This window comes from Streptomyces sp. NPDC003284 (assembly GCF_053589675.1).
This window is the reverse complement of record NZ_JBSFSI010000007.1, coordinates 347,402-361,666: the sequence shown is the minus strand read 5'-3', so window position 1 is coordinate 361,666 and position 14,265 is coordinate 347,402. Positions and strand designations below refer to the sequence as shown.

Genomic DNA, 14,265 nt, shown 5'->3' with positions numbered 1-14,265 from the left:
GCCGCGCGGAGTAGGCGGAGCGGGCTTCCCGCGAACACACCCCGACCTGGGGTTTTCGATCCTGCCCGAAGAGCATGGCGGAGCCGGTGCGCCGCCCGGCACGCTGAGGAAGGGCCGACGTCCTCGGCCCGGCCGGTCACAGGACCGTGCGCAAGAACCTTCGGAGCACCTTCACCGGAGCACCTTCAAGGGGGAAGAACCATGGCACTGCGCGAACTGGCGGCGACCGTGCTCGCCACCGGAGCACTGCTGGGCGGGTCGCTGGCGGGGGCGGCGGCGTCCTCCGCCGCCGAACAGCCCGCTCCCGCCCGAGCCCAGCTGAGCTGTCCGTACTACTCCGTCTGCGGCCAGGCCGCCAACGGCAGCTGGTTCCAGTACACCACCTGCAACTTCACCTTCCAGCTGCCCGACCTGGTCGGCTCCGGGCCGCTCGTCAACAACCAGACGCCCGGCACGATGGCGAAGTTCTACGACAAGAACCACAAGCTCCTGTTCACCTCCAAGGCGTACGAGTCCCGCACGGTCAACTGGACCCCGGTCTGGTACGTCGTCGCCTGCTGAGGCGGTACGACGGCCACGGCTCACGCCCACGGCCACCGCCGCACCGGGCCTTCCCTCCGCAACCGGCACCGCATCCGCGTCCGGGCCCGGAGGGGAGGCCCTTCGCCGTCCCCGGGAGCACCGGTCGGCCGAGGTGGCGCGCGCGTCATGGCGCCGGTCCGAATGGCGCCGGTCCGAAGCGCCTGACGGCGTCCGCGACAAGCGGGAGGACGCGCGTCCCCACGCCCCTGCTCCGGCAGTCGTCGGCCAGGGTCGGACCGAAGCGGCAGAGAGCGGAGGACGCCCGGGTCGCGGATCGGTGACGGTCCGTCCGGAGGGAGGTGTTCCGTGTGACCGTACGGGCATGCGTGAACTTGTCGGCAAGCGGTCCTCCAGCGTGAACAGCGCCTTCACCTCGGGTTGCCTCCTGCTGCTCGTCCTGGTGGCGGACGTGGCGGCCGGTCTGCTGAGCCTCGTCCTGCTCGTGGCGCGTGGGATGAGCCGAGCCACGGACTCGGCGCGGACAGCGGCCGGCCGACCACCCGCGGACTGGGCACCCGTGCTGTGCTTCGGCGCGCTGAGCCTGGCGGTCTGTGTGACGGGTGCCATGCTGCTGCGGCTCGGACACCGGGGTCTCGGGACGGTTCAGCTGGTGCTCTGCCTCGTCCCGGCGGCCTGGGCGCTGAGCGCCTGGCCCTGATCCGGGTGCCGCGTGGTGCGCTTGACACGAAAATCGAACATCCATTCTTATGGAGGCTCCGGTGAGGCGCGACCGAGGGGTTTTCGCCCGGGTATGCGGTAGTTGGCCCCCTGGTTATCCACAGGCCGGACGTGCGTCGAGGCGCATTGTCAGTGGCAGGCGTTAGCGTCTTTGACGTGAAGCGATCGACTCAAGCAAATCGGGTGGAACCCATGGCAGGAACCGACCGCGAGAAGGCGCTCGACGCCGCGCTCGCACAGATTGAACGGCAATTCGGCAAGGGCGCGGTCATGCGCATGGGCGAGCGGTCGATGGAGCCCATCGAGGTCATCCCGACCGGGTCGACCGCGCTCGACGTGGCCCTCGGCGTCGGCGGCCTGCCGCGCGGCCGGGTCGTGGAGATCTACGGCCCGGAGTCCTCCGGCAAGACGACCCTGACCCTGCACGCCGTGGCCAACGCGCAGAAGGCCGGCGGTCAGGTCGCCTTCGTGGACGCGGAGCACGCCCTCGACCCCGAGTACGCGAAGAAGCTCGGCGTCGACATCGACAACCTCATCCTCTCCCAGCCGGACAACGGCGAGCAGGCGCTGGAGATCGTGGACATGCTGGTCCGCTCCGGCGCGCTCGACCTCATCGTCATCGACTCGGTCGCAGCCCTCGTGCCGCGCGCGGAGATCGAGGGCGAGATGGGCGACTCGCACGTGGGTCTCCAGGCCCGTCTGATGAGCCAGGCCCTGCGCAAGATCACCAGCGCGCTCAACCAGTCGAAGACCACCGCGATCTTCATCAACCAGCTGCGCGAGAAGATCGGCGTGATGTTCGGCTCCCCGGAGACCACGACCGGTGGCCGCGCGCTGAAGTTCTACGCCTCCGTGCGCATCGACATCCGCCGCATCGAGACCCTGAAGGACGGCACCGAGGCGGTCGGCAACCGCACCCGCTGCAAGGTCGTCAAGAACAAGGTCGCGCCGCCCTTCAAGCAGGCGGAGTTCGACATCCTCTACGGCCAGGGCATCAGCCGCGAGGGCGGCCTGATCGACATGGGCGTGGAGCACGGCTTCGTCCGCAAGGCCGGTGCCTGGTACACGTACGAGGGCGACCAGCTCGGGCAGGGCAAGGAGAACGCCCGCAACTTCCTGAAGGACAACCCCGACCTGGCCAACGAGATCGAGAAGAAGATCAAGGTGAAGCTGGGCGTCGGCGTGCGTCCGGAGGAGCCCGCCGCCGAGCCTGCCGCGGACGCCGCCGCCCCCGCCGCCACGGGTGACGCGGCCAAGACGGTGCCGGCCCCGGCGACCGCCAAGGCCACCAAGCCCAAGGCCGCCGCAGCCAAGAGCTGATCCGTGATACGGCGAACGGACTGGCCCGAGTACTCCGAGCACGAGGACGGGTACGCCGGACACCCGGACACGGCTTCCGGTGCCCCACGGGGGAGGGGCACCGGGGACCGCTCCGGCACCGGCGCGTTCCCGGACCCGGGCCTTCAGGCGGGCTCCGGGCCGTCCGGTCCGTACGAGCCGTACGGCCTGGACGGACCGGACACGGACGGCGGAGACGGGCAGGGCACCGCGACCGGCTCCCGTACGGGGGGCGCACGCCGGGGCGGTTCGCGTGACGGCGGACCGTACGGCGGGCGCGGGCGTCGCCGGAGGGGTTCCGGCGGGGCGCCCGTGGCGGACGGAGACATCTCCTCGCCGAGGGCCGAACAGGGGGAGTCTCCGGGGGACCCGGTGGAGCGGGCGCGGGCGATCTGCCTGCGCCAGCTCACCGGGACCCCGCGCACCCGCAGACAGCTGGCGGACGCCCTGCGCAAGCGGGAGATCCCGGACGAGGTGGCCGAGGAGGTGCTGTCTAGGTTCGAGGAGGTCGGACTGATCGACGACGGCGCGTTCGCGGACGCCTGGGTGGAGTCCCGGCACCACGGACGCGGACTGGCCCGGCGCGCGCTCGCCCAGGAACTGCGCACCAAGGGCGTCGACACGGCACTGATCGACGAGGCCGTCGGACGGCTCGACGCCGAGCAGGAGGAGGCCACCGCCCGCGAGCTGATCGCCCGCAAGCTGCGCTCCACCCGGGGCCTCGACCGCGACAAGCGGCTGCGCAGGCTGGCCGGCATGCTCGCCCGCAAGGGCTACTCCCAGGGCCTGGCCCTGCGGCTGGTGCGGCAGGCCCTGGAGGAGGAGGGCGAGGACACCGGGTTCCTGGAGGACGGGGACTGACGCCCTCCCGGGGGACGAAGCGCGGTGTCTACGCCTCACGCGCCTCCGCCGGGACGGACGGCGCCGACGCCGCCGCCACGGGAAGCCCGGCCGACCGCCACGCCTGGAACCCGCCGATCAGATCGGTCGCCCGGCGCAGGCCGAGCCGGTGCAGGGAGGCGGCCGCGAGACTCGACGCATAGCCCTCGTCGCAGATGACGACGACCCGCAGATCGTGGCCGGTGGCCTCGGGCAGGCGGTGGCTGCCCCGGGGGTCGAGCCGCCACTCCAGCTCGTTGCGTTCGACGACGACGGCGCCCGGGATCAGCCCGTCCCGCTCCCGCAGCGCGGCGTACCGGATGTCGACCAGCAGGCCGTCGCCCCCGCGGGCGGCGTCGTACGCCTCCCGCGGTCCGACGCGCACATAGTCCCGGCGCACCCGCTCCAGCAGCTCGTCGATCCCGGTCGGCGCTTCTTCCCCCGCCGCGCTCACGTGGTGCACGTCCGTGCCGCTCGGGTGGTTCAGGTCGTTCACGTCGCTGCCGGTCCTCTCGTGCGGTGCGGGCGGCTCACTGCCAGTCCTCGGGGCGCTCGACCTGCTCCAGCCGCAGGGTCTGCCCGGCGCGGCTGTAGCGGCGGATCCGCGGCAGCGGCGGGTGGTAGGCGTGCACAGAGACAGCGTGCACGGCAGTGGACTCGTTGCGCACCTCGTGGACATGGTGGCGGCCGAAGGCGCGGCCCCGGCCGGCGGGCAGCCGCCGCTCCCGGTCCACGCCCTCGGTGAGTTCCAGGGTCTGCCAGCCGTCGGTGGGCAGCCGGGCGGCGAGCGAGCTCTCCGCCAGTTCGCCGGCGGCGGTGACGAAGGCGCCGACCGAGTCGGCGTGGTCGTGCCAGCCGGTGCCGGTGCCGGGCGGCCAGCCGATCAGCCAGGCCTCGCTGCCCCCGGGCCCGTCCAGACGGATCCAGGTGCGGCCCTCGGGATCGAGCGGCAGCGAGGCGATCAGCTCCGTGTCGGCGGCGGCGCGCCGGACGAAGTCGAGCAGCTCCGCCTCGGTGGGCGGCGCGGTGGAAGCGGTGGAGGGGACCGGGGCGGGGGAGGCGGGGGCGGCGGGAGCCGACGCGGAGGCAGCGGAGGCAGAAGCAGACACGGGCACCGTCCTGGAGAGCGTTCGCGGAGCGCGCGCGGCGGCACCCATGAACATGAGCACGGGTGCGGAACGGAACAGCACGACGGACACGGCTGCGGCGCGCGCGGGGAAAGGGAGAGGCGAATTCAGCAGGACGGACGACACACGCAGCCCGCATAGCGGACGAGGTCCATATGGACCCTCCGCCACAGGCGCACATCGGTGTCGGTCACGATCGGGAGTACACCATGAGGGCCGGAGACGGTCAACTCACCGACACCATCCGGACGGTGGTGACGGTGAGTACCCGAGCGGCGCGTTGCGCGTGACGGCGTGCGGTCAGTGCGCGCCCGCCTCGGCGTGCGCCCCGGTCGCCGCCGTACCGCCGAGGGCGGCCTCGGCCGCCGAGTAGAGGTCGGCGGGGCGCACCCCGCTCAGGGCGGTGACCAGGTGCCCGTCCGGCCGCACCAGCAGCACGGTGTGGGGGGCGGCGCCCGGATAGCTCTCGGCGACCAGCAGCTCGGCCGGGTGCGGCAGCGCGGTCACCGCGGCGGCCAGCCGGGGCATGATCCCGGCGCTGACCCAGTGCCGCCGCTCCCACACCCCCGTACCCGGCGCGACCAGCACGGCCAGCAGCACACCGCGGCCCAGCCGGTCCCGCAGCGGGACGAACGAGCCGTCCTCCGCCGTCACCACCACGTCCTCCACCGGTGCTCCGACGGGCGTGTCCAGAGGTGCCTCCGCGTCGAAGGGCCCGGGGGCGAGCGGCGAGCCGGCGTACGTCCCCGGCGCGCCCAGTGCGCCGCGCCCCAGGTGGCCCTCGATGAGCGCCATGTCGTGCCCGCGCGCGGCCCCCGGGACGTACGAGCGCAGCCCGCCGCCGCGCAGCACCGGCAGCAGCTGGTCGGCGGCGCGCAGCCGGGCGGCGACCACCGCGCGCCGCTCGCTCTGGTAGCTGTCGAGCAGGGCCTCGTGCGGGCCGTGATGCCAGGTCAGGGCCAGTTTCCAGGCGAGGTTGTCGGCGTCCCGCAGCCCCTCGTCGAGTCCCTGCGTGCCGAACGCGCCGAGCAGATGCGCCGCGTCCCCGGCGAGGAACACGCGCCCGTTGCGCCAGCGCCGCGCCACCCGGTGGTGGACCGTGTGCACACCGGTGTCCAGGAGTTCGTAGGCCGATGCGCTCTCGCCGGTCCAGCCGGTGAGGGTCTCGCGGATGCGGGCGATCAGCAGTTCGGGCGTGATCAGGTCCTTGCCGGGCGGCAGCAGCCAGTCCAGGCGCCACACGTCGTCCGGCAGCGGGCGCGCGGTGATCTCCCCGGCGAAGGGGCCGGAGGTGCGCCAGGGGGGCGTGCGATGGAGGAACGCTTCCTCGGGCCGGGGCAGTCCGGTGCGCAGCGCGGCCACGGCGTACCGCTCGACGGCGGTGCGGCCGGGGAAGCGGATGTCCTGGAGTTTGCGCACGGTCGAGCGCGGTCCGTCGCAGCCGACGAGATGGCTGCCGCGCCACCAGGTGCCGTCCGGGCCGCGAGTGCGGGCGCTCACGCCCGCCGCCTCCTGCTCCAGGGCGTCGAGGCGGCTGTCGGTGGCCAGTTCGATCAGCGGTTCGCGGGCCACGGCGGCGCGCAGGGCGCCGGTCAGGACGTGCTGGGCGATGTGCAGCGGCGCCGGTTCGCTCTCGCCGAAGGCGACCTCGGCCGTCACCTGTTTGCGCCGCATCGCCCACCATCCGGCCCAGCGCAGCCCGGCCCGGCCGAGCGGGGCACCGGCCAGCCGCTCCACGAGGGCCGCGGTGTCCTCGCGCAGCACGACGGTGCGCGCGGCCCGCGCCGGGTCGGTGCCCGGAGTCTCGTCGAGGACGACGGACGGCACCTCCTGACGCGCCAGCGCCAGGGCGAGCGTGAGCCCGACGGGCCCAGCGCCGACGACGATCACCGGATCCACGGCGCGGCGCCCCCTGCCCGCAGCGGTGTCCTGACGGACAGACGTGAACAGACGGTTGGAGCAGGGTGCACGATCACAGAACGTATGCAACCTATTGCCGCTGCTTGCGTCAAGTGACGGGGGCAGCGGTGATCACTCCGCTGCCCCCGTGCCGCGCCCGGCCGGTGACCGTCCGTCAGGCGGCGATCCCCGTCGACTCCGCGCCCGCCACCGCGGTCGGCGGAAGCACCGCGCCGGTGGACTTCTTGGCGCGCCGCAGCCGGCGTTCCAGCCAGCTCGCGAAGCTGGTGAGGCTGAAGTTCAGCACGATGTAGATGACGGCGACCACGGTGAAGCTCGCGATGGTGTTCGCACCGTAGTACGAACTCATCGGGGAGACCGACGCCAGCAGTTCGGGGAAGGTGAGGATCGCGCCGCCGAGCGCGGTGTCCTTCACGATCACCACCAGCTGGCTGACGATCGCCGGGAGCATCGCGGTGACCGCCTGCGGCAGCAGGATCGAGGTCATGATCTGGGTCTTGCGCAGGCCGATGGCCTGACCGGCCTCCGCCTGCCCCTTGGGCAGGGACAGGATGCCCGCCCGGACGATCTCCGCGAGGACCGAGGCGTTGTAGAGGACCAGGCCGGTGACGACGGCGTACAGCGGGCGGTCGTCCGAGCTGACATCGGTGTACTGGGAGAACAGCGCCACCCCGAAGATCATCAGCATCAGCACCGGGATGGCGCGGAAGAACTCCACGATCACGGCGGCCGGTACCCGGATCCAGGCGTGGTCGGAGAGCCGCGCGATCCCGAGGACGGCGCCCAGCGGCAGCGCGATGACCATCGAAAGGGCGGCGGCGATCAGCGTGTTCTTCAGGCCCGGCAGGATGTACGTGGTCCATGCCTCGGAACCGGCGAAGAACGGCTTCCACTTCTCCCAGTCGAGCTGCCCCTTGTCGTTCAGGCCCTGGTAGACCCACCACACGAGCGCGGCGACCGCGACGACGAACACGATCGAGTAGACGATGTTGCGCCGTTTGGCCCTGGGGCCCTGCGCGTCGTACAGCACCGAGGAGCTCATCGCTTCACCGCCACCTTCTTGCTGACCCAGCCGAGGAGCAGACCGGTCGGCAGCGTCAGGCACACGAAGCCGAACGCGAACACCGCCGCGGTCAGCAGGAGCTGTGCCTCGTTCTCCAGGATGTCCTTCATCAGCAGCGCCGCCTCGGCCACACCGATCGCGGCGGCCACCGTGGTGTTCTTGGTGAGCGCGATCAGTACGTTGGTGAGCGGGCCGACGACCGAGCGGAACGCCTGCGGCAGCACCACCAGGGTCAGCACCTGGGTGAAGTTCAGCCCGAGCGCGCGGGCCGCCTCCGCCTGGCCGACGGGCACCGTGTTGATGCCGGAGCGCAGTGCCTCGCAGACGAACGCCGAGGTGTAGGCGATCAGTCCGAGCACGGCGAGCCGGAAGTTGATGGTGTCGAAGTTCTCGGAGCCGAGGCGGACACCGAGGGTCTGGTTCAGGCCCAGCGAGGTGAAGAGGATGATCACCGTCAGCGGGATGTTCCGCACGGTGTTGACGTACGCGGTGCCGAAGCCGCGCATGAGCGGGACCGGGCCGACGCGCATGGCGGCCAGCAGGGTGCCCCAGACGAGGGAGCCGACGGCCGAGAGCAGGGTGAGCTGCACGGTCACCCAGAAGGCCCCCAGCAGGTCGTAGCCTTCAAGAAAGTCGAACACGATCTCCCGTGCTTCCGCGTGTGGTGGACCCCGGTGCGCCGCCCGCGAAGGAGCGGCGCACCGGGCGGGCGCTGGCTCAGCTCTTGATGTCGCCGATCTTCGGCGCCTGCTCGTACTGGTAGTTGGCCGGGCCGAAGTTGGCCTTCACGGCCTTCTCCCAGGAACCGTCCGAGACCATCTCCTCAAGAGCCTTGTTGATCTTGGCCTTGAGGTCGCTGCCCTTCTTGACGCCGATGCCGTAGTTCTCGTTGGTCATCTTCAGGCCGCCCAGCTTGAACTTGCCCTTGAACTGGGGCTGCGAGGCGTAACCGGCGAGGATCGAGTCGTCGGTGGTCAGCGCGTCGATCGCCTTGTTCTGCAGACCGTTCAGGCAGGCCGAGTACGTCGGGTACTTCAGCAGGTTCGCCTGCGGGGCCAGCTTCTCCTTGACGTTCTGCGCCGAGGTCGAACCGGTCACCGAACACAGCTTCTTGCTGTTCAGGTCGGCCGCCGACTTGATCGAGGTGTCGTCGGCGCGGAGCAGGACGTCCTGGTGGGCGAGCAGGTACGGGCCGGCGAAGTCGACCTTCTTCTCGCGCTCCGGGGTGATCGAGTAGGTGGCGGCGATGAACTGCACGTCACCGCGGGCCAGCATGGTCTCGCGGTCGGCGCTCTTCGACTCCTTCCACTCGATCTGGTCCTCGTTGTAACCGAGCTTCTTGGCCACGTACTTGGCCACGTCCACGTCGAAACCGGAGTAGCCCTGCGGCGTCTTCTGGCCGAGGCCCGGCTGGTCGTACTTGATGCCGATGGCGATCTTCTTGCCGTCGCCCGACGACCCGCCGTCCTTCTTGTCCGAACCGCACGCCGTCGCCGAGACGGCGAGGGCGAGCACGACGGCCGAGGCGGCGGTGACCTTGCGGAGCTTCATGCTGAACTTCCTTTGCTGAAAGACGCGGGGACCCGGCGCGGAGCCGGGGCCCCGGCGGTGGTCTTCGGTGCCGCGGGGGCAGGTACGGGGCCGGTGCGACCGGCGGCGACGGACGGCGCGGGTACCGGCGCGGGCCGGGCATCGGCCGCGTCGTCCGCACCGGGACCGGCCGGCGGCGCGCCGCCCGGCGGTGGGACGTGCGGGACGCCCGGGGCCGGACCGGCCGCGCGGTGCTGCGGTGTCGCGTGGTGCTGCGGTGGTACGGACGTCAGTGGTGCAGGATCTTCGAGAGGAAGTCCTTGGCCCGGTCGCTGCGCGGATTGCTGAAGAACTGGTCGGGCGCAGCCTGCTCGATGATCCGGCCGTCCGCCATGAAGACCACCCGGTTGGCAGCCGATCGGGCGAATCCCATCTCATGGGTGACGACGATCATCGTCATACCGTCCCGGGCGAGCTGCTGCATGACCTCCAGCACCTCGTTGATCATCTCGGGGTCCAGCGCGGAGGTCGGCTCGTCGAACAGCATGACCTTCGGCTCCATCGCCAGCGCCCGCGCGATCGCCACGCGCTGCTGCTGGCCGCCGGAGAGCTGCGCCGGGTACTTGTCCGCCTGCGCCCCCACGCCGACCCGGTCCAGCAGGGCCCGCGCCCGCTCCTCGGCCGCCTGCTTGTCCGTGCGGCGGACCTTGACCTGGCCCAGCGTCACGTTCTCCAGCACGGTCTTGTGCGCGAAGAGGTTGAAGGACTGGAAGACCATGCCGACGTCGGCGCGCAGCCGGGCCAGCTCCTTGCCCTCGGGGGGCAGCGGCTTGCCGTCGATCGTGATCGTGCCGGAGTCGATGGTCTCCAGCCGGTTGATGGTGCGGCACAGGGTCGACTTCCCGGACCCGGAGGGCCCGATGACCACGACGACCTCGCCGCGGGAGATCGTCAGCTCGATGTCCTGGAGCACGTGCAACGCGCCGAAGTGCTTGTTGACGCTCTTCAGGACGACCAGGTCGCCGGTCGCGGCCACGTCTTCCTTGGCCACCGATACTTCGGTCATCGCTTTCAGGCTCCGTCCTCATCGGTTTCGCAGGACAGTAGCCACGCCGCGCGACCAGCGTCATTACATCTGAGGTACATCTGAGCATCACGATCCGATAGCAATCGGACACGCGTCGTAGCGCGTCCCACGGGGCGCGTACCGGCTGGATAACGACCGGCACCCGCACCCGGCAGCCCCTTGACGGGGTCCTCGTCCATCGGCGTCACTGCCATGGTGCATGCACGCGCGCGTGCACACCGTTTCGCCGCGACCGACGCGGGACGACATCACGATGAACGGGAGGGGCCGGGTTGAGACTGCTCCTGGTCGAGGACGACAACCACGTCGCGGCCGCGCTGTCCGCCATCCTGGCCCGGCACGGCTTCGACGTCACCCACGCCCGCAGCGGCGAGGAGGCCCTCCAGGCGCTCGTCCCCGAGGGGACCTGCTTCGGCGTGGTCCTGCTCGACCTCGGCCTGCCCGACCAGGACGGCTACGAGGTCTGCGGCAAGATCCGCAAGCGCACCAGCACCCCGGTCATCATGGTCACCGCCCGCGCCGACGTCCGCTCCCGCATCCACGGCCTCAACCTCGGCGCCGACGACTACGTGGTCAAGCCCTACGACACCGGGGAACTGCTCGCCCGGATCCACGCCGTCAGCCGCCGCACCGCCCACGAGGACACGGGCGGCGGCGGCGAGGGCGACCTGCGGCTCGGCCCGGTCCACATCGAACTGCCCACCCGGCAGGTCAGCGTGGACGGTACGGCCGTCCAGCTCACCCGCAAGGAGTTCGACCTGCTCGCGCTGCTCGCCCAGCGCCCCGGAGTGGTCTTCCGCCGCGAGCAGATCATCAGCGAGGTGTGGCGCACCAGCTGGGAGGGGACCGGCCGCACCCTGGAGGTGCACGTCGCCTCGCTGCGCTCCAAACTGCGGATGCCGGCCCTGATCGAGACCGTCCGCGGCGTCGGCTACCGCCTCGTCGCCCCGGCCGCGTAGCGGGCACCGGTGCGCACCCGGCTGCTGCCGCTGCTGATCGTCCTGATGGCGGCGGTGCTGCTCGCCCTCGGCTTCCCGCTCGCCGTCAGCCTCGCCGCGGGCGAGCAGCAGAAGGCCGTCGTCGACCGCATCGACGACACGGCGCGCTTCGCCGCGCTCGCCCAGTTCGTCACCGACCCGCCCACCGGCTCCCGCCGCACCGTCCCCGACGAGCGCCTGGAGACGCTCCGCCGCGAACTCGCCAGCTACCACGAGGTGTACGGCATCCGGGCCGGTGTCTTCTACCGCACCGGCATGGCCATGGCCAGCGCCCCCGCCGACTGGGCCCTGCCCGCCGGGGGCGAGGTGCGCGAGGCCTTCGACGAGGCCAAGCTGAGCCGCCGCAGCCACGACCCAGCACAGGTCTGGCCCTGGCAGCGCACCCGGCTCGTCGTCGCCTCGCCCGTCATCCGCGACGGCGACGTCGTCGCGGTCGTCGTCACCGACTCGCCGACCGGGCAGACCCGTTCGCGGACCCTGCGGGACTGGCTGATCCTCGGCGCGGGCGAGACCGCCGCCATGCTGGTCGCCGTCGGCGCGGCGCTGCGGCTGACCGGCTGGGTGCTGCGTCCGGTACGGGTGCTCGACGCCACCACCCACGACATCGCCACCGGACGGCTCAAGTCCCGGGTGGCGGTGGCCGGCGGTCCGCCGGAACTCCGGCGCCTCGCCCGGTCGTTCAACGAGATGGCCGACCACGTCCAGGACGTGCTGGAGCAGCAGCGCGCCTTCGTCGCCGACGCCTCCCACCAACTGCGCAACCCGCTGGCCGCGCTCCTGCTGCGCATCGAACTGCTCGCCCTCGAACTGCCCGAGGACAACGAGGAGATCGCCTCCGTCCGCACCGAGGGCAAGCGCCTGGCCCAGGTCCTGGACGACCTGCTGGACCTGGCGCTCGCCGAGCACGCCGAGGCCGATCTGCGGCTCATCGACATCGGCGCGCTGACCGGGGAGCGGGTGGCCGCCTGGGCGCCGACCGCCGAGGCCAAGGGGGTGCGGCTGGTGGGGGAGTGCCCGGCCACCACCGCCTGGGCCGACCCGGTGGCGCTGTCCTCCGCGCTGGACGCGGTGATCGACAACGCGCTGAAGTTCACCCCGGCGGGAGAGCGCGTCGACGTGGCGGTCTCCGGCGGCGGCGCCACCTCCACGATCGTCGTCGCCGACCGCGGCCCCGGCCTCACCGACGAGGAACTGGCCCGCGTCGGCGACCGGTTCTGGCGCAGCGGCCGCCACCAGAACATCAAGGGCTCCGGTCTCGGCCTGTCCATCTCCCGCGCGCTGCTCGCCGCGGGCGGCGGCTCCATCGGCTACGCGGCCCACCGCGCCGAGGAGCCGCGCGGACTGGAGGTGACGGTGACCGTGCCGAGGACCGAACCGGCCGCCCGGCCCCGCTCCGGAGCGGCGGCGACCTGAAAAGACACGGGGCTCGCGGCGGAGGCGAACGCGGCCGCGGGCCTCAGGGCTTGACGGACCGGTAGTAGCGCCGGGCACCCTCGTGCAGCACCAGCGGATCGGTGTAGATCGCGGTGCGCAGATCGACGAGCTGGGCGGAGTGCACATGCGCGCCGATGCGGTCGCGGCTGTCGATCACGGTCCGGGTCAGCCACTCGGTGAGCCGCGGGTCCACGTCCGCGCGGGTCATCAGCAGGTTGGACACGGCGATGGTCGGCACGGTCGCACCGTCCTGGACCGCCGGGTACGCCGACTCCGGCATGTTGGTCGCGCGGTAGTAGCGCGTGGCGCCGCCCTCCGCGTGCAGCCGCGCCACCAGACCGGCGTCGATCGGCACGAACCGGAAGGCGAACTTCGAGGCGAGCTGCGTGAGCCCGTCCGTGGGCAGCCCGCCCGACCAGAAGAACGCGTCGATCGCGTGCGTACGCAGCCGTCCGGGGCCGGTGTCGATGCCGTCGGCCACGGGCTCGATGCCGTGCTGCGGATCGATCCCGGCGGCGGCCAGCACCCGGTTCGCGATCAGCCGCACACCCGACTCCGGGGGACCGACCGCGACCCGCTTGCCCCGCAGGTCCGCGACCGAACGTATCGGCGAGTCACGGGCCACCACGAGCTGCACGTAGTCGTCGTAGAGCCGGGCGACACCGCGCAGGTCGGACGCGCCCGGACCGTGGTCCAGGACGTACGTCTCCACGGCGTCGGCGGCGGCGATGGTGAAGTCGGCCTTGCCGGTCGCCACGCGCGTGACGTTCTCCTGCGAACCGTCGCTGGTCAGCAGCCGCACCTTCAGGTCCGGCATGTCCTTGGCGAACGCGGCGCGCAGCCGTACGCCGTACTCCTGGTAGACACCGCGGGTGGTCCCGGTGCTGAAGGCGATCGTCCCCCTCGGCGGGCCGTCCCCCAGCGGCATCAGCCACCACAGCAGCAGCCCGAGGACCACGGCACCGGCGGCCGCGCCCATGAGGCCGCGGCGCCTGCGGGTGGAGGAGAACAGCTTGGGCATGCGCGCGATCCTGCCAGCCGGGCGCCGCCCTGACCAGGGCCGGTCCGCCGTTCCCGTGGTGCGGGACGGACGCGCGGCGGCGGGGGCGCCCACCGGACACGCTCGGCGCGGGCGCTGTCACAGGTGCCGGTTAGAGTCGCCGTATGAGTTCCTCGCCCGCCGCCCTCGTCCGACAGTTCCACCGGGCCTTCGGGCTCGACGTCCGCAGCACTCCCGCCCAGGTCCCGCCGCAGCTGGCGGCCCACCGGGGCGAACTGCTCGCCGAGGAGGCGGCCGAGGTCGCCGAGGTCTCCGTCGGGGGACCGCTCGACCACCTGGCGCACGAACTGGCCGACGTCGTCTACGTGGCGTACGGCACCGCCCTGGTGCACGGCATCGACCTCGACGAGGTGATCGCCGAGATCCACCGCGCGAACATGAGCAAGCTCGGCCCCGACGGACAGGTCGCCCGCCGGGCCGACGGCAAGGTGCTCAAGGGCGAGCACTACCGCGCGCCGGACGTCGCGGCCGTCCTGCGCGCCCAGGGCTGGGACCCCGAGGCCGACGACCGGGGCCGACCGGCCGAGTCGAGCGACCGGGGCTGACGGGCCGAGTCGAGTCGGGGCTGG

Annotated in this window: 16 protein-coding genes; 7 read left to right on the top strand and 9 right to left on the bottom strand. The window is 72.1% G+C overall.

All coding sequences use genetic code 11. The features are described 5' to 3' along the window. Nucleotides 1–201 precede the first annotated feature (201 nt). The 4 genes from ACWDYF_RS18145 (at nt 202) to recX (ending at nt 3,459) form a co-directional block, all read left to right on the top strand. A complete protein-coding gene (locus ACWDYF_RS18145) occupies nt 202–561 on the top strand; it encodes a hypothetical protein (protein ID WP_389469995.1) in 360 nt (119 codons plus the stop codon). A 343-nt stretch (nt 562–904) separates the two neighbouring features. After that, nucleotides 905–1,240 carry an inner-membrane translocator gene (locus tag ACWDYF_RS18140; RefSeq protein WP_389469993.1) on the top strand — a complete coding sequence of 112 codons (336 nt, stop codon included), beginning with the start codon at nt 905–907 and terminating at the stop codon, nt 1,238–1,240. A 212-nt stretch (nt 1,241–1,452) separates the two neighbouring features. After that, nucleotides 1,453–2,580, top strand: coding sequence for a recombinase RecA (recA, locus tag ACWDYF_RS18135; protein WP_037888982.1), 1,128 nt, complete (start codon nt 1,453–1,455; stop codon nt 2,578–2,580). 3 nt (nt 2,581–2,583) lie between these two features. After that, nucleotides 2,584–3,459: a recombination regulator RecX gene (recX, locus tag ACWDYF_RS18130; RefSeq protein ID WP_389469989.1), complete on the top strand. Its 876-nt coding sequence runs from the start codon at nt 2,584–2,586 to the stop codon at nt 3,457–3,459. Between the two features lie 28 nt (nt 3,460–3,487). Here recX and ACWDYF_RS18125 read toward each other — a convergent pair whose 3' ends face one another. The 8 genes from ACWDYF_RS18125 to ACWDYF_RS18090 all read right to left on the bottom strand — a co-directional run bounded on the left by ACWDYF_RS18125 (nt 3,488) and on the right by ACWDYF_RS18090 (nt 10,183). After that, nucleotides 3,488–3,964 (bottom strand): rhodanese-like domain-containing protein, encoded by a 477-nt coding sequence (locus ACWDYF_RS18125; RefSeq protein ID WP_389470054.1) that lies wholly within the window; start codon nt 3,962–3,964, stop codon nt 3,488–3,490. A 43-nt stretch (nt 3,965–4,007) separates the two neighbouring features. Beyond that, on the bottom strand, nt 4,008–4,634 hold the full coding sequence (locus ACWDYF_RS18120; RefSeq protein ID WP_389470052.1) for a cupin domain-containing protein: 627 nt from the start codon (nt 4,632–4,634) through the stop codon (nt 4,008–4,010). 77 nt (nt 4,635–4,711) lie between these two features. Next, nucleotides 4,712–4,783: a putative leader peptide gene (locus ACWDYF_RS18115; protein ID WP_309544753.1), complete on the bottom strand. Its 72-nt coding sequence runs from the start codon at nt 4,781–4,783 to the stop codon at nt 4,712–4,714. Between the two features lie 121 nt (nt 4,784–4,904). Further along, nucleotides 4,905–6,503: an FAD-dependent monooxygenase gene (locus tag ACWDYF_RS18110; RefSeq protein WP_389469987.1), complete on the bottom strand. Its 1,599-nt coding sequence runs from the start codon at nt 6,501–6,503 to the stop codon at nt 4,905–4,907. Nucleotides 6,504–6,678: 175 nt separating this feature from the next. Continuing rightward, nucleotides 6,679–7,566, bottom strand: a complete 888-nt coding sequence (locus tag ACWDYF_RS18105; RefSeq protein ID WP_381739395.1) for an amino acid ABC transporter permease — start codon at nt 7,564–7,566, stop codon at nt 6,679–6,681. Beyond that, entirely contained in the window at nt 7,563–8,228 is a 666-nt protein-coding gene (locus ACWDYF_RS18100) for an amino acid ABC transporter permease (protein WP_018564716.1), read from the bottom strand. Before ACWDYF_RS18100 ends, ACWDYF_RS18105 begins: the two co-directional genes overlap by 4 nt. Nucleotides 8,229–8,304: 76 nt before the next feature. Next, nucleotides 8,305–9,138 carry a glutamate ABC transporter substrate-binding protein gene (locus tag ACWDYF_RS18095; RefSeq protein ID WP_381739397.1) on the bottom strand — a complete coding sequence of 278 codons (834 nt, stop codon included), beginning with the start codon at nt 9,136–9,138 and terminating at the stop codon, nt 8,305–8,307. Between the two features lie 268 nt (nt 9,139–9,406). After that, nucleotides 9,407–10,183 carry an amino acid ABC transporter ATP-binding protein gene (locus ACWDYF_RS18090; protein WP_018564714.1) on the bottom strand — a complete coding sequence of 259 codons (777 nt, stop codon included), beginning with the start codon at nt 10,181–10,183 and terminating at the stop codon, nt 9,407–9,409. Nucleotides 10,184–10,476: 293 nt separating this feature from the next. Between ACWDYF_RS18090 and ACWDYF_RS18085 the strand changes: the two genes are divergently transcribed. Both ACWDYF_RS18085 and ACWDYF_RS18080 read left to right on the top strand, forming a co-directional pair. After that, nucleotides 10,477–11,163, top strand: coding sequence for a response regulator transcription factor (locus tag ACWDYF_RS18085; protein WP_018564713.1), 687 nt, complete (start codon nt 10,477–10,479; stop codon nt 11,161–11,163). A gap of 9 nt (nt 11,164–11,172) precedes the next feature. Then, entirely contained in the window at nt 11,173–12,615 is a 1,443-nt protein-coding gene (locus ACWDYF_RS18080; protein ID WP_389469980.1) for a sensor histidine kinase, read from the top strand. A 43-nt stretch (nt 12,616–12,658) separates the two neighbouring features. Here ACWDYF_RS18080 and ACWDYF_RS18075 read toward each other — a convergent pair whose 3' ends face one another. Beyond that, a complete protein-coding gene (locus tag ACWDYF_RS18075) occupies nt 12,659–13,657 on the bottom strand; it encodes a TAXI family TRAP transporter solute-binding subunit (RefSeq protein WP_381739402.1) in 999 nt (332 codons plus the stop codon). A gap of 143 nt (nt 13,658–13,800) precedes the next feature. Here ACWDYF_RS18075 and ACWDYF_RS18070 point away from each other — a divergent pair, with 143 nt between their 5' ends. Beyond that, nucleotides 13,801–14,241: a pyrophosphohydrolase domain-containing protein gene (locus ACWDYF_RS18070; protein WP_381739404.1), complete on the top strand. Its 441-nt coding sequence runs from the start codon at nt 13,801–13,803 to the stop codon at nt 14,239–14,241. The last annotated feature ends 24 nt before the right edge of the window (nt 14,242–14,265 follow it).

Excerpts from the sequence above, each read along its gene's own strand:
- ACWDYF_RS18145 (WP_389469995.1), top strand. The coding sequence starts at position 202 with ATGGCACTGCGCGAACTGGCGGCGACCGTGCTCGCCACCGGAGCACTG.
- ACWDYF_RS18140 (WP_389469993.1), top strand. The coding sequence starts at position 905 with ATGCGTGAACTTGTCGGCAAGCGGTCCTCCAGCGTGAACAGCGCCTTC.
- recA (WP_037888982.1), top strand. The coding sequence starts at position 1,453 with ATGGCAGGAACCGACCGCGAGAAGGCGCTCGACGCCGCGCTCGCACAG.
- ACWDYF_RS18120 (WP_389470052.1), bottom strand. The coding sequence starts at position 4,634 with ATGGGTGCCGCCGCGCGCGCTCCGCGAACGCTCTCCAGGACGGTGCCC.
- ACWDYF_RS18105 (WP_381739395.1), bottom strand. The coding sequence starts at position 7,566 with ATGAGCTCCTCGGTGCTGTACGACGCGCAGGGCCCCAGGGCCAAACGG.
- ACWDYF_RS18095 (WP_381739397.1), bottom strand. The coding sequence starts at position 9,138 with ATGAAGCTCCGCAAGGTCACCGCCGCCTCGGCCGTCGTGCTCGCCCTC.
- ACWDYF_RS18090 (WP_018564714.1), bottom strand. The coding sequence starts at position 10,183 with ATGACCGAAGTATCGGTGGCCAAGGAAGACGTGGCCGCGACCGGCGAC.
- ACWDYF_RS18075 (WP_381739402.1), bottom strand. The coding sequence starts at position 13,657 with ATGCCCAAGCTGTTCTCCTCCACCCGCAGGCGCCGCGGCCTCATGGGC.
- ACWDYF_RS18070 (WP_381739404.1), top strand. The coding sequence starts at position 13,801 with ATGAGTTCCTCGCCCGCCGCCCTCGTCCGACAGTTCCACCGGGCCTTC.